At 59.5% G+C, this 13,092-nt stretch carries 10 protein-coding genes and 1 pseudogene; 8 read left to right on the forward strand and 3 right to left on the reverse strand.

Annotated elements, in window-relative coordinates:
* Nucleotides 1–97: 97 nt before the first annotated feature.
* The 3 genes from ICI42_RS20075 to hisN form a co-directional block, all read right to left on the reverse strand.
* Nucleotides 98–994 (reverse strand): LysR family transcriptional regulator, encoded by an 897-nt coding sequence (locus ICI42_RS20075; RefSeq protein ID WP_188166390.1) that lies wholly within the window; start codon nucleotides 992–994, stop codon nucleotides 98–100.
* Between the two features lie 93 nt (nucleotides 995–1,087).
* On the reverse strand, nucleotides 1,088–1,864 hold the full coding sequence (locus ICI42_RS20080; protein WP_188166391.1) for a DeoR/GlpR family DNA-binding transcription regulator: 777 nt from the start codon (nucleotides 1,862–1,864) through the stop codon (nucleotides 1,088–1,090).
* Between the two features lie 9 nt (nucleotides 1,865–1,873).
* Nucleotides 1,874–2,674 (reverse strand): histidinol-phosphatase, encoded by an 801-nt coding sequence (gene hisN / locus ICI42_RS20085; RefSeq protein ID WP_188166392.1) that lies wholly within the window; start codon nucleotides 2,672–2,674, stop codon nucleotides 1,874–1,876.
* A gap of 168 nt (nucleotides 2,675–2,842) precedes the next feature.
* Here hisN and ICI42_RS20090 point away from each other — a divergent pair, with 168 nt between their 5' ends.
* From ICI42_RS20090 to ICI42_RS20125, 8 genes and pseudogenes are all read left to right on the forward strand, one after another.
* On the forward strand, nucleotides 2,843–4,420 hold the full coding sequence (locus tag ICI42_RS20090; RefSeq protein ID WP_188166393.1) for an ABC transporter substrate-binding protein: 1,578 nt from the start codon (nucleotides 2,843–2,845) through the stop codon (nucleotides 4,418–4,420).
* 83 nt (nucleotides 4,421–4,503) lie between these two features.
* Entirely contained in the window at nucleotides 4,504–5,484 is a 981-nt protein-coding gene (locus tag ICI42_RS20095; RefSeq protein WP_188166394.1) for an ABC transporter permease, read from the forward strand.
* Nucleotide 5,485: 1 nt separating this feature from the next.
* Nucleotides 5,486–6,415: an ABC transporter permease gene (locus ICI42_RS20100; protein ID WP_188166395.1), complete on the forward strand. Its 930-nt coding sequence runs from the start codon at nucleotides 5,486–5,488 to the stop codon at nucleotides 6,413–6,415.
* Complete coding sequence (locus ICI42_RS20105; protein ID WP_188166396.1) at nucleotides 6,412–8,247, forward strand: dipeptide ABC transporter ATP-binding protein; 1,836 nt, start codon at nucleotides 6,412–6,414, stop codon at nucleotides 8,245–8,247. Before ICI42_RS20100 ends, ICI42_RS20105 begins: the two co-directional genes overlap by 4 nt.
* Nucleotides 8,248–8,272: 25 nt before the next feature.
* A pseudogene (locus ICI42_RS20110) lies at nucleotides 8,273–9,551 on the forward strand (allantoate amidohydrolase).
* 14 nt (nucleotides 9,552–9,565) lie between these two features.
* Nucleotides 9,566–10,942, forward strand: a complete 1,377-nt coding sequence (locus ICI42_RS20115) for an amidase (protein ID WP_188166397.1) — start codon at nucleotides 9,566–9,568, stop codon at nucleotides 10,940–10,942.
* 70 nt (nucleotides 10,943–11,012) lie between these two features.
* Complete coding sequence (locus ICI42_RS20120) at nucleotides 11,013–12,017, forward strand: phosphotransferase family protein (RefSeq protein WP_188166398.1); 1,005 nt, start codon at nucleotides 11,013–11,015, stop codon at nucleotides 12,015–12,017.
* A 43-nt stretch (nucleotides 12,018–12,060) separates the two neighbouring features.
* A complete protein-coding gene (locus tag ICI42_RS20125) occupies nucleotides 12,061–12,966 on the forward strand; it encodes a choline/ethanolamine kinase family protein (protein ID WP_188166399.1) in 906 nt (301 codons plus the stop codon).
* The last annotated feature ends 126 nt before the right edge of the window (nucleotides 12,967–13,092 follow it).

The following is a 13,092-nucleotide window of genomic DNA, read 5'->3' on the forward strand; positions in this document are numbered from 1 at the left end:
TCCTCCAAATCTGTTGACGTATCGTCAGGCTTTGGATGCGGGATGACAAACGACAAAGAATTGTCGGGTGCGATAGGAAAAACTTGCGTGGTCGTTTTCAGGCCGTGATGCCTGTCGTGTAGAGCGAGGCTTCCCGGGCAATGACGGAAAGTATGGAAGGTATGAGGTTTTCGGGATCGTCTGCGTAGACCGCATGGAGTTTCAGGGCCGGAAACTGCGGGGTGATCGTCAATCGTTCCAGCACGCCTTCGGCGATCATCGGCGCCACCATCGGCACCGGAAGTAGAGCGACGCCGATCCCGTCCCGGGCAAGCCGCAGCATGGCCGATAGAGAGTTGGAGTTTGAAATGACCGGCGGCTGGACGCCCAATTCTTCGAACTGCCGCAGCAACCAGATATGCGGCACACTGTTGCGCGAGAAGGTAAGCACGGGATGGCTGGAAAGGTCCTGCAGCCTGAGTTGACGACCCCCGAGATCGAAGGTTGGGGCGGCCACCCAGGCGCATTCCATCGTACCGAGGTCGATGTTCTTGAGCCCGGGGGTGAGCACCGGGCCCATCAGCAGCGCAAGGTCGAGCCGCCTGTCGCTGATCTCCTTGCCGATCCCCAGCGACGTGTCGACATTGAGGTCCAGCGCAAGTGCGGGAAAGCGTTCTTTCACACGCTCGATGAAGTTCGGCAGCCAGGCATGCACGATGGAATCGATGGTGCCGATCGAAACGGTCGAGCGCAAATGCTGCGGACTGCCGATCGCCACCTTGAAGCTGGTTGCGGCCCTCAGCAGTTCCTCAGCCGGTTGCATGGCGCGCTGGCCGACTAATGAAAGCCGCACCCCGCCCGGCATGCGCTCGAACAGCTCGCAGCCCATCTCTGCTTCCAGGCTGGCTATCCGATTGGAGACGGCCGCTTGCGTGGCGTTCAATCGCTCCGCCGCGGCACGGAAGCTACCCAGACGCGCCACCCAGACAAAGGTTTCGACGAAACGAAGGTTCATGTCGTCTCCTTGTCCAAGACTGGCAGGCCTGGCCCAAACCTTCTGCGATTCAGATCGACTATCCCATGATAGTCAGTTTATCAGGTCGTTCATCTATCCGACAATGACGCGAGGGGTACCAGCCTCAAGCTTGGCGAGGACCGGCGATTGCCGAGCCTTCGGGTCGACAATGATGAAATCCGGTTCCGTCGATGTGCAAAACGACACGCGGCTCGCGACACCGAGCTTGGAATGGTCTGCCAAGATCACGCGCTGCCTTGCATTTGCAAACATGGCGCGCGCGATTTCCGCCTCATCCGGATTGTAGCTCGTGGCGCCGGAAACGACATCCAGGCCAAACGGTGAAACGATTGCGAAGTCCGCGCGATAGCGAGCAATCTCATTGATGGTGATGGCACCATAGGTCGCGGAAGGGTTGTCCGCGAATTCGCCTCCGAGGAAGACGACGCGGTTCTTCCGTTGCGCCATGTCTTTGTTTGAGGTCATGCATTTGGCGACATCGAACGAATTGGTTACGACTGTCAGGCCGTTTAGCTGCGCCAGTCGCTCGGCGAGCATTGTCGTCGTGCTCCCGGCATCCAGGAAAATTGTCTGTCCTGCTTCGACCAGTGCCGCCGCTGCCTTGGCGATGATCAATTTCTCCCGACGCCGCACGGCGGCGCGTTCGAGATAAGGCGCCTCGGCGTCCTGAGCGGCGAGGACCACTCCGCCACGCACACGGCGAAGCTCGCCAGCCTCTTCCATATCCATGAAGTCACGGCGGATGGTCTCGCGGGAAACACCGAAATCCTCCGTCACTTGGTCGATGCTCAGCCGACCAAATGTTGCGAGCATCGACCGGATTCGACGCTGCCGCTCCTCATGCCACATGTCGATCCCCTACCGAGACAGCAATAGCAGCGCTTCCTCGTGCAGCGCGGCGTTGCTGGCAGCGATGACCCGCTTGCCGGATGCCAGAGTGAGCCTCTTTCCCTCCCAGTCGGTGATGACCCCTCCAGCCTCTTCGATGACAGGCACCAGCGCCATGAAATCATAGGGCTCCAGTTTGGATTCAATCACAAGATCGACATGGCCAGAGGCGAGCAGTCCATAATTGTAGCAATCGCCGCCAAACCGGCACATCGCGGTGGACTGAGAGATTTCAAGAATCGGCTCGCGCTCGTCATCCGAGAAGTAGAACGGGGATGTCGTGTAGAAAATCGCTTCCGAAAGCTTGCTGCGATCGCTGGTTCTGCAAGGTGCCCGAGTGCCATCGGAGGCATTGAACCAGCTGCCCGCCGCCGCCGCTGCTGTCCAGCTCTCTTTCAGGGCCGGCATTTCGATCACGCCCAGCTGCGAGGACTGGTTGTCGCTCAGGGCTATAAGCGTTCCCCATAGCGGCGACCCCGATATGAAGCTGCGCGTGCCGTCAATTGGGTCGATCACCCAGGTAGGCGCATCGAAGCTGCCCTTGATGCCATATTCTTCGCCGAAGATGGAATGTTCCGGGAAGCGCCCCGCTATACGCGCCCTTATTGCTTCTTCGACCTGCCTGTCGGCTTCCGTAACAGGGCTTTCATCGGCCTTGACGCTGACGTCGATCGGCCGGCGGAACCATTGAAGTGCCTGGCTCCCAGCATCCTGCGCGACCTCGTGAGCGAAGGCGGCGATCTCCGAGAAAGAGCCTATAGTGCCGTTCATAAAGTGCCTCCCCAAGCATCGGCATTTTTGACAACTTAAAACACAAAAACACATATTGCCATATCGCTTTTCTCGCGATAGCGTTCATGAAAATGGTAGCCCGCAAGTGTGTGGCTGCCCAAAAAAATAAGAAATTTGTCGGTCCAGACGTCATCAAAGGGGAACGAGATGAGCATGAATAGGCGTGACTTTCTTAGTCGAACCGCTGCCTTGGGCGTGGGTGCAGGGTTGCTGCAGCTCAATCCGAGCGCCATCGTATCGCCGGCTTTCGCACAGTCGAAGCCATTGGTGTTTCTGTCGGCGGAAAACATAACGGGTAACTGGGACCCTACGGCCCACACGACGCTTTCACAGAAGAACGTCGAAGGCTTCGTTATGGGATTCCTGGTCCGCAACCCGATGACCGTCGAAAACCCGGATGAGGTCGTCTATGAGCTTGCCGAGAGCTTGACGCTGGTCGACGCCAACACCATCGAAATCAAGCTGCGCCAGGGCGTCAAATTCCACGACGGCAAGGATTTCAAGGCAGAAGACGTCAAGGCGACGTTCGAGTATGGATCGCAGCCCGATCGTCCCGCCCAGTGGTATCCCGGCCCGACCGAAACGCTCACCATCACCACGCCGGACGACTACACCGTCGTCGTCGATACCTCCAAGGGCGGCTATCCGGCGCATTTGTTCATGTTCCTGGCCGGGTTCCTGCCGATCATGTCGTCCGCCGACATTGCCCAGGGGCCCAAGGGTCCGCTCTCGCAGCGCCTTAACGGCACGGGCCCGTTCAAGTTCGTCGAGCAACGCGGCAACGACACCGTACTCGAGGCATATGAGGGCTATTTCAAAGGCAAGCCCGTTATTCCCGGCATCAACTTCAGCTTCGTAGGCGACTCCACGACCAGGATGCTGTCGCTCATGAACGGACAGGCGTCCATCGTCGAGCGTCTCGAGCCGGAGCAGGTCGGCACGCTCGAGGGTAACGACAAGGTCGCCATCAGCCGCGTGACGTCGGTGGAGAACAAATATCTCTGGTTCCGGTGCTCGAAGGCGCCATTCGACAATCCGTTGGTCAGGCGCGCGGCCTGCCACGCTATTGATCGCAGCGTGCTGCTCGAAGTCCTGGGTGATGCTGGAGCCGCCTCGGCGAATTTCGTTTCGCCGGTCAAGTTCGGCTATATCGATCTGCCCAACTATCCTGAATTCGATGCCGAAAAGTGCCAGGCTCTGCTGGCGGAAGCAGGGTTTCCAAAAGGTGAGGGTCTGCCGCCGCTGGAATACATCACATCGGTCGGCTTCTATCCGAAGACCAAGGAATATGGGGAAGTCATTACCGCCATGCTTCAGGAACAGGGCTTCCAGGTCGAGTTGTCCGTCCTTGAAATCGCTGCCTGGAACGAGCGCCTGTACGACCGTCCCGGCGGCGGCCCCGGCCATATGATCGATTGCGGCTGGTCGACCGGCTCGCCCGAGCCTGACCTTATCCTTCGTACCCATTTCCACTCTTCGTCGAAGAGGATCACGGGCATCGAGGACAAGGAACTCGATGCATCGCTCGACAAGGAGCGGAGCGCCCCGACGCTGGAGGAGCGCAAGACGATCCTGCAGACCGAGACGATGCCGATGATCGCCGACAAGGTTCCCGCTCTGTCGCTGTTCACCTCGGTTATGATCCACGCTCACGACAAGTCGCTGACGGGACTGTTCATTTATCCGGACGGCTCTATGGACGCGTCGAAGGCAACCCTAGGCTAATCCTGAAAGCCCTTCGCCATGCGTGGCGAAGGGCTTTTGGTTTGGCTGGACCGCTCCTTCAACGCGGTCGGAAGGATTGGGGCATGGCACTGCTTAGCTTCCTTGCGCGGCGTATCTCGCAAGGCGTCGTGATCATATTTCTTGTCACGCTTCTGATATTCACGTTGCTGCGTGTGGTTCCTGGCGACCCAGTCCGCCTGATGGCCGGAGGCATGGCTCCGGAAGCGCTGATCGAAGAGATCGCCAAGGAAATGGGGCTGCGCGATCCCATTCTGGTCCAGTTCGGCCGGTACATGACCGGCGTTGTGCAAGGCGATTTCGGCCAATCCTTCACGCGGCCGGCCAGCGGCGCCTCAACGGGCGGAACAGGCTTTGGCGATAGTTCGCGAGGAGATCGGGCAGATGTGCTGACGCTGATCGGCGACACTTTGCCGATGACGCTGCAGCTTGCAGCCCTTGCCGTCGTCTTCGCTCTGATCATCACCTTCCTGATCGGAACGCCTGCCGGGCTTGCGCCGAACCGATGGCCGGACCGATTGGCTTTCTATGTGTCGTCTATCTTCGTTTCCCTTCCAAATTTCTGGCTCGGGATCGTGCTCGCTCTTCTGTTCTCCGTCAAACTCGGCTGGTTGCCTGCGATCGGCTACAAGGGTTTCGCCTACACCATTCTGCCGGCGATCGTCCTGGCCATAGAACTCTCTCCGGTCCTTATAAGAAACCTGTCCGGCTCGCTGTCCGCGGTCATGCAGAGCCCGTTTATCTCATTCGGCAGGGTGCGCGGCCTTGGGCGACGCCGTATCGTTTACGGTCATGCGCTTCGAAACGCCTCCGTTCCGCTGCTCAACCTGCTTGGCATCCAGATCAGCGGGCTGCTTGGCGGCGTTCTCGTAGTGGAGTTCATCTTCGATTATCCGGGACTTGGGTTGCTGACGATCAATGCCGTCCTCCAGCGCGACTTTCCGCTGATTCAGGGCATCGCGATCATCACCAGCGCTATCTTCGTCCTGATCAACATCGTGGTCGATCTCATTGCGTCCACGATCGACCCAAGGCTTGAGTATTGAGATGGCTGTAGTAGACCTCAACGAGATCACGGTCGCACAGCCGCTTGCAGCGGAGCGCAGAGGCGTTTCAATCACGCGGCGAATTTGGCGTGCTGCGTTCGCTTCCTACGAGTTCCGCATCGGCCTGGCAATTTTCGTTATTCTGGTCGCCGCGGCTCTTTTCTATCCCTGGCTGAGCGGCATCGATCCGACAAAGCTGAACGTATCGGCAAAGCTCAATGCTCCGTGGTTCATCGGCGACAAGTGGATGTGGTCCGCGCCGTTGGGCACGGACCAACTCGGCCGTGACATGCTCGTGCGCAGTCTGGTTGGCCTCCGATATTCGCTGCTCATCGGCTTCTCGACCGTCGCGCTGATGCTGGTTGTGGGGTGCACCATCGGAATGCTGTCGGGATATTACGGCGGAAAGGTCGATCTTATCCTGATGCGCCTTACCGACGCGCAACTGTCCATTCCCATGATCATTCTGGCGATTACGGTGCTCGGCGTTTCCCGTCCGACCATCCCCGCAATCATCCTTGTACTCGGATTGTCGAGCTGGCCGGTCTACGCGCGCGTGACGCGCAGCGTTGTCATGACGGAGCGCAAGCAGGAATATGTTCGCGCAGCGCAGGTGAGTGGTGCGTCCAACCTTAGGATCATGCTTTTTCTCTTGGCTCCTCTGATCATGCCTCCGGTCATTTTCATTTCGGTTCTCGACGTGGCCCGGATGATGATCTTTGAATCGATCCTGGGCTTCATCGGCTTGGGTGTCCAACCTCCGACGCCCACCTTTGGCAACATCATTGCCGACGGCCGCAAATATCTGCTGAACGCCTGGTGGATCGCTACCATGCCCGGCGTTTTCCTCTGCTTCACCTTGACAAGCGTCAATCTGATGGGCGCGACGCTCGAGCGGGCTCGCAATCGCATCTACGGAGGCGCCCTGTGACAAGCCTACCCATTCTCTCCGTACGCGATCTGACTGTTCGTCTCAGGACCGAGGAAGGCGGCCGAAACATCGTGTCCGATGTCAGCTTCGATCTCGCCCCACGAGAAATCGTGGGGATCATCGGTGCGAGCGGTTCCGGCAAGTCGGTCCTGTCACGCGCACTGGTCAACTGGATCGACCCTCCGCTTGAGATCGCATCCGGCTCGGTGACCTATAAAAACGAGAATATTTTCACAATACCACCGCGCCGGATGCGCGCGCTGCGCAAGGAGATTGCCTATGTCGGCGCGAACCCGCAGGGCGCGCTAGACCCGACACTGCCGGTAGGCCGCCAGATCGTCGAAAAGATACAGGCCTTGGTGCCGGAACTCAGTCGTGCGGAGGCCGAACGTCGCGTGATCGAGCTGCTCGCCGCGGTCCGTATTCCGTCCCCCGCCTCGCGCTTTCACGAATACCCCTCGCAGTTCAGCGGCGGGATGATGCAGCGCGCGCTGATCGTCGATGCGTTGGCAACAAATCCTGCATTTCTGGTGGCAGACAATGTCACGCAACCACTCGATGTGACGATTGCCGCACAGGTCATGCGTCTGATGCGGGAACTCACCGAGCGTTTCGATACCGCCGTGGTGTTCGTGTCTTCATCGCTGCCGATCCTGAACGATTCCGCAGACCAGATTCTGGTTCTCGCAGACGGTCGAATCGTGGAACGGCAAGTGCCCGAACGTCTGTTGCATTCACCCCAGCATCCCTACACCACGCAGCTCATTTCCGAGATTCCGCAGATTTGGACTGACACCGCACCCGTCGTGCCGAAGATACCGCGTCAAGGTACGCCGCTGATCAGCATCAAGAATGCCTCCCGAAGTTACCACGTGCGCAAGCGCGGAACATTTGCAAGCTACAGCGAGGTGCGCGCAGTCAGGGACGTCAGCTTCGACGTCTTCCCCGGGGAAAACTTCGGCATTGTAGGCGAGTCCGGCTGCGGAAAGTCGACGCTGATGCGGCTTCTCAGCCGGCTCGAGATGCCTGACAGCGGTTCCGTCATTTGCGGTGGCCAGGACATCTCGCGACTGTGGCGAGCCGATCTCCTGAAATTCCGCAAGGATTTCCAACTCGTCCTGCAGGACCCGTTCAACTCTTTGCCGCCACGAACGCCCATCGGCGAAATTATCGGCGGCCCGCTCAGGGTCCATGGCATCCGGAGCGCAGACCAACGCCGTAAACAGGTACTTGCCGTCATGGAGGAGGTAGGCCTTGCTTCATCGCTGTTCGACGAATTGCCGCTCGGCCTGAGCGCGGGGCAGCGGCAACGGGTCAATGTCGCGCGAGCGCTGGTCCTGGACCCTAAAGTCCTGATCATGGACGAGACGCTCTCCGCGCTCGATCAAACCGAACAGTTCAAGCTGCTCAAGCTTTTCTCCGACCTTCAGGCGAAGCACGGTCTCACCTACATTTTCATTTCCCACGACATGGCGATGGTCCGGCGTGTCTGCAACCGGATCGCCGTGATGTATCTCGGCGAGGTCGTTGAGATCGCCGACAACACAAAGCTCTTCTTCGAGCCGGGGCACCCCTACACAAAGGCTTTGCTGAGCGCGATTCCGACGCTGGAAACCCGGCGCTACGATCCCGAGGAATGCTTGTTGGACGGGGAGCCTCCAAGCCCGATAGACCTGCCGCCTGGATGTGGCTTCGCCAGCCGCTGCCCAAAGGCGTTCGGCAGGTGCCGCGTCGAAACGCCTGTGCTCATGCCGGACGGGCCCGATGGCGAAGCGGCCTGCTTCCTGGTTCCATCCTATCCGCCGCAGCCTGTTACGGCCGCCGCAGCCTGACCCCAATTTCAAGCGGACTACAACGATGCCCAACTCGACTTCAGACCTGAACGCACCTCCTTCCGTCGATATCGACGGGCATCACCGGCTCATGGAAGAGGTTTCCGCATTCGGCGGAGGCGCGGGCGGCGCTCTGACCCGCCTCACCTTGTCGGAAGAGGACCGCCAGGCGCGCGACTGGCTTGCCGCCTGGATGAAGAATGCGGGTCTGCGCGTGGAGATCGACGCCATCGGCAACATGTTCGGTTTTCTGGATTGGGCAGGGCCTGATGCGCCCAGGATCATGACCGGATCGCACATCGACAGTCAGCCGAACGGCGGACGATTTGATGGAAGCTATGGCGTTGTTGCGGCCTGCAGTGCTATCGAAGCCATCCAGCGCAAGGTCGCCGAGACCGGCATCACTCCGAAATCAAACTTCATTCTCGTCAACTGGACGAATGAGGAAGGCGCGCGTTTCCAACCCAGCCTGCTTGGAAGCGGGGTGAATTCCGGAGAACACACTCTGGAGTTCGCCCTAGGCCGCAAGGACGGCAAGGGCATCAGCGTGGGTGAAGCGCTGGCGACTATCGGTTATGCCGGATCAGCGGAGCGCGTCATTCCTGATGCGCTCATCGAATTGCATATCGAAGGCGGCCCCTTCCTTGAGAAGGCGGGAAAACGGTTTGCCGCGGTCGACCGCTTCTGGGGCGCGACCAAGTACCGGGTGGCGTTCATCGGGCGGCAAGCGCATACCGGCCCTACACCGATGGCCGAAAGGCGGGATGCCTTGCTAGCTGCGGCTTATCTGATTGCAGACATCCGCGCGATTGCTGACGAAGCTGGTCTCGACCTGCATACGTCGGTGGGGCCTAGAAGTGTCTCCGAACTCACCGAACGTCGTGCCGGGCGAGGCCGTCCTTTTCATAGAGCTCCGCTCCCCGGATCCCGATCTGCTCGCGTCCGCCGAAGAGAAGCTGAAGGCCGCGATGCGGAAAGCCGCCGAGCGTGCGGAAGCGGAGGTCGAAGTCCGAAGCATAGACCGGCGCAAGGCGGGTCGGCTCGATGCCGATCTTTACAAGCTCGCGGAGGCAACTGCGGCAGAACTCGGCGTTGAAACGATGCGTCTGGATTCCATCGCCGGTCATGATTCCATCGCGATGGCTCCCGTAACCAAGGCTCTGGTCATCAACGTCCCTAGTGTCGGTGGTGTCATTCATCATCCAACCGAATTCACGACGCTGGAAGACCGAGCCTTCGGTGTGCAGGTTTTGACCGGAATGCTGTGGCGCTTCTGCGTCGATGGCAACGTTCTGGTTGCCTAGTGGCTAAAAACGGAATGAACGAGATCTGGCAGATGAGTGCTACGGCGCTCCTGGATGGGTTTGCGGAGGGATCGTTCTCGCCGGTGGACGCGATGAAAGCCGTGCTCGACCGTGTGGATGCCGTCAATCCGGCCTTGAACGCGATTTTCGTGCTTCGCGCCGATGAGGCAATGGCTGCGGCGCGAGCATCCGAAGCCCGGTGGCGTGCAAAGGCGCCTTCAGGGGCGCTCGATGGGATACCTGTCACGGTCAAGGACAGCATCGCGCTGGCGGGCTGGCCCTACTGGCGCGGCACGCGCGGCCGGATGGGCACACTCTCCAAAGACGACTCGCCGCCCGCAGCCAGGCTGAAGGAAGCCGGTGCAATCATCTTCGGCAAGACGACGATGCCGGACTATGGTCTGCTGCCTTCCGGTGTAAGCTCCGCGCATGGGACGACCAGAAACCCTTGGAACCTTTCGATGAACACGGGCGGGTCTTCGAGCGGAGCAGCGGCCGCTGTGGCTTCTGGAATGGGACCTGCGTCGATCGGATCGGATCTGGCCGGCTCCGTGCGGTTGCCGGCAGCGCATTGCGGCATCTTCGGCATGAAACCGTCCAGTGGCACGGTCCCGCACAGTCCTCCGAGCTCTACGCGAGTCGCGGGGCCGCTAACCCGCACGGTTGCTGATGCGGTCCTGATGCTCTCGGTCCTGAGCAAGCCCGACGCGGACACTGGTGCGTCGGGCGGTTCGTTGCCTGGCATCATCCCGGCCGCCGATGTTCGAGGCATGCGGATTGGTCTGCTGATGGGCAGAGGGTTCGGCGAGGAGGTGGAAGTCGGGGTTGCAGACCTCATCCTTAGCGCCGCCAACCTTCTCCGGGGTGCCGGCGCCGTCGTGGTCGAGACGTCCGATCCGGTTAAAACCGAGCTTCGTGGGCATTTCGAGACAGTGTTCGCGGTGAAGGCAGCGATGGAACGGGATGAATTGCCCCAGCCGGCCCGCTCAGAAACGTTGGAATACATTTCCAGTGTCTGCGACGGGGGCGATGCCGTCTCAGCGAAACGCTATGTCGAAGCCGTGGAAGGCATCGAGCGTGCGAAGGCGCTATACCGGGAGACACTGGCAGGCTTCGATCTCGTCATATCGCCGGTGATGCCGGTTGCCGGCTTCCCGGCGGAAGCGCTGGGAGCAAGGCAGGATTCGCCATTGCATCACCTTTCTTACACCGCGATTACCAATCAACTCGGCTGGCCGGCAGCCTCGATCTTCTGCGGATTTGCACCGGACGGTCTGCCGGTCGGCATGCAGATTACGGGAAGCAACGGAAAGGATGTCGACATTCTGGCGCTTGCCGCATGGTACGAACGCGCGCGGGCCTTTGCTGCGGGTTTTCCGGTTCTCCCATGATCGATCTCGACCGACAAACTGGATGTTAGACTCATCTCCAAAGCACGAAGAAGCAAAGAGGGATCGACCGATGGGCAACGGCATGGTGGACGAACTTGTAGCTGCGCACACCCCGCAAGAGCGTATCGTTCATGCGCTGGCCGCCATGCCGGAATTCCACGGAGTTCAGGCCTCGATCGGTGCCGTGGTGCCGTCGATCGCAATGCCGATGCACCTCGGCCTGGATTCGGTCTCGGCGCCGGTCTCCTTTTCAGACGGCAGGCCGGGTGTTTTCGCCAAGGCATTTCGGGCCGGCGCACTCGCCCCCTACAGCGTTCCAGACGCAGCTGCCGCCGCACGAGTGGCCGGGGAAGCGCAGATCGCGCCAAGGTTGATGGCAGCCGATGCCAGCAGTGATGTGCTGGTCTTCGACCTGCTTGGATCGGACTGGCGCATGGCTTTGGCAAGCGATATGCGCAAGCCGGATGTCAAATCCGCTGTCTTGGCGGCCAAAAAAGCATGGCACCAGCAGGCAAAGCTCTCGAAGACGGTTTCGCCGTTCGAGGTTCTGCGGGACTACGCCGCTCGGCTTGAGCCACATCTGGATCCCAAAGGCCGTCGCCCGATCCCCTTCAAGGGCGCCATTCCGTTCAACGCGGCGATGCAATGGATTTCGCGCATCGAGGGTGCGCTCTCGGCCTCCGGAACCGATCTGGGTCCGATCCATGGCGAAAATGCCGTTTCCAACATCATGATCGGCCCGGAAGCCAGTATACGCCTTGTCGATTTCGACAGGGCGGTGAATGCCGATCCGATCTTCGATCTCGGCTCCTTGTGCCTTGAGTTTTGCCGTACCGACAAGCAGCGAATGGAAGCGGTCGAGATTTATGCGGGTCGACCCAATCAAGCCATGCTCGCCAGAGTGAAGCTCTACGGCATCGTCGACGATTTCCTGTGGGCCTGCTGGGCGCTGCTGGCTGAAACCAGCCATGACATGGTCGGCCCGGAGTGGCTCAAATATGCCAGCAACAGGCTGATCCGGATGAACTACCACCTTCAGACATTCGACATGCGTCACCTTCTGGCGACCGCATGATCGACCGCAGTTGCCAAGTCATGTCGATCACGGGGCGCAAGCGATGATCACTATAGAACAAGCCATCGAGAAGACGGGGATGTGGACGGGCCGCCCGGCGCGTCCCGAACGTATTGCTTCCGGCATCACCAATGTGAACTGGCGCATATGCCTGGATGACACCCATGAAACCTTCTTCCTGAAGATACACGGTCCAGGCACGGAAAACCTGATCGATCGGGAACTGGCCCATGAGGCGACAATCAAGGCCGCAGCGACTGGCTACGCGCCTCAATTGCTGTTTTACGATGAGGCAGACGGCATCGAAGTCTACGAATTCCTGCATGGTTTCAGGAGTTGCAACGTCATAGACCTGCAGCATCCGACGATCCGCGCAAATATTTTGAAGGCTTATAAGGCGATCCACAGCAGCCAGTTCATGTCGAGAACCAAGACTGGCTTCGACCAGTTGAACGACCACCTTAGCCGGCTCAAGGAAATCGATGCAGAACTGCCAGAGGACATGGACCACATCCTCTGGCAGGTATCGCGAGCCCGCGATGCCATCCAAGCGGCGGGCATGGAAACATGCGCTTGCTTCAACGATGCCTACGTCTACAATTACATGGTCAACGACGCGCTCGACGTTAAGATCATCGATTGGGAATATGCGTCTGGCAACGATCCTTATTGGGACATTGCCATGTTCTCCTTCGAGTCTGTCTTTATCGGCGAAAACGAGATCGAGCAGACGCTCGCGCTCTACAACGGCGCGTCGGATGCCGCCACGGCCGCGCGCGTATATCTCTATATCGGCGTTGCCTGTATTGTCTGGGGTTGCTGGGCAACCTATCAGAGCCGGACGTCGAGCATTCCGTTCGACTTTGGCAAATATGCCGATATTCTCTTCCTGCGCGGCCGCGCCGTGATGACAGTGCCCGAATGGGATAGAGCGTTGGCTACGGTCTAGCCGCTGCGATAGAATGCGCCGAACACCGCCCATGTCGGCGATACGCTTGATGACGGACGCCTCCGATTGAAGCGTCGGTGGTTGTGTGGTTCGATGAACCGTCGATAAGGAGATGGAAGCTCTATA

Source organism: Oryzicola mucosus (genome assembly GCF_014534685.1).
In the GTDB taxonomy this organism is placed as follows: domain Bacteria; phylum Pseudomonadota; class Alphaproteobacteria; order Rhizobiales; family Rhizobiaceae; genus Oryzicola; species Oryzicola mucosus.

Coding starts and splice junctions, on each gene's coding strand:
- ICI42_RS20075 (WP_188166390.1), bottom strand. CDS start 994: ATGAACCTTCGTTTCGTCGAAACCTTTGTCTGGGTGGCGCGTCTGGGT.
- ICI42_RS20080 (WP_188166391.1), bottom strand. CDS start 1,864: ATGTGGCATGAGGAGCGGCAGCGTCGAATCCGGTCGATGCTCGCAACA.
- hisN (WP_188166392.1), bottom strand. CDS start 2,674: ATGAACGGCACTATAGGCTCTTTCTCGGAGATCGCCGCCTTCGCTCAC.
- ICI42_RS20090 (WP_188166393.1), top strand. CDS start 2,843: ATGAGCATGAATAGGCGTGACTTTCTTAGTCGAACCGCTGCCTTGGGC.
- ICI42_RS20095 (WP_188166394.1), top strand. CDS start 4,504: ATGGCACTGCTTAGCTTCCTTGCGCGGCGTATCTCGCAAGGCGTCGTG.
- ICI42_RS20100 (WP_188166395.1), top strand. CDS start 5,486: ATGGCTGTAGTAGACCTCAACGAGATCACGGTCGCACAGCCGCTTGCA.
- ICI42_RS20115 (WP_188166397.1), top strand. CDS start 9,566: ATGAACGAGATCTGGCAGATGAGTGCTACGGCGCTCCTGGATGGGTTT.
- ICI42_RS20120 (WP_188166398.1), top strand. CDS start 11,013: ATGGGCAACGGCATGGTGGACGAACTTGTAGCTGCGCACACCCCGCAA.
- ICI42_RS20125 (WP_188166399.1), top strand. CDS start 12,061: ATGATCACTATAGAACAAGCCATCGAGAAGACGGGGATGTGGACGGGC.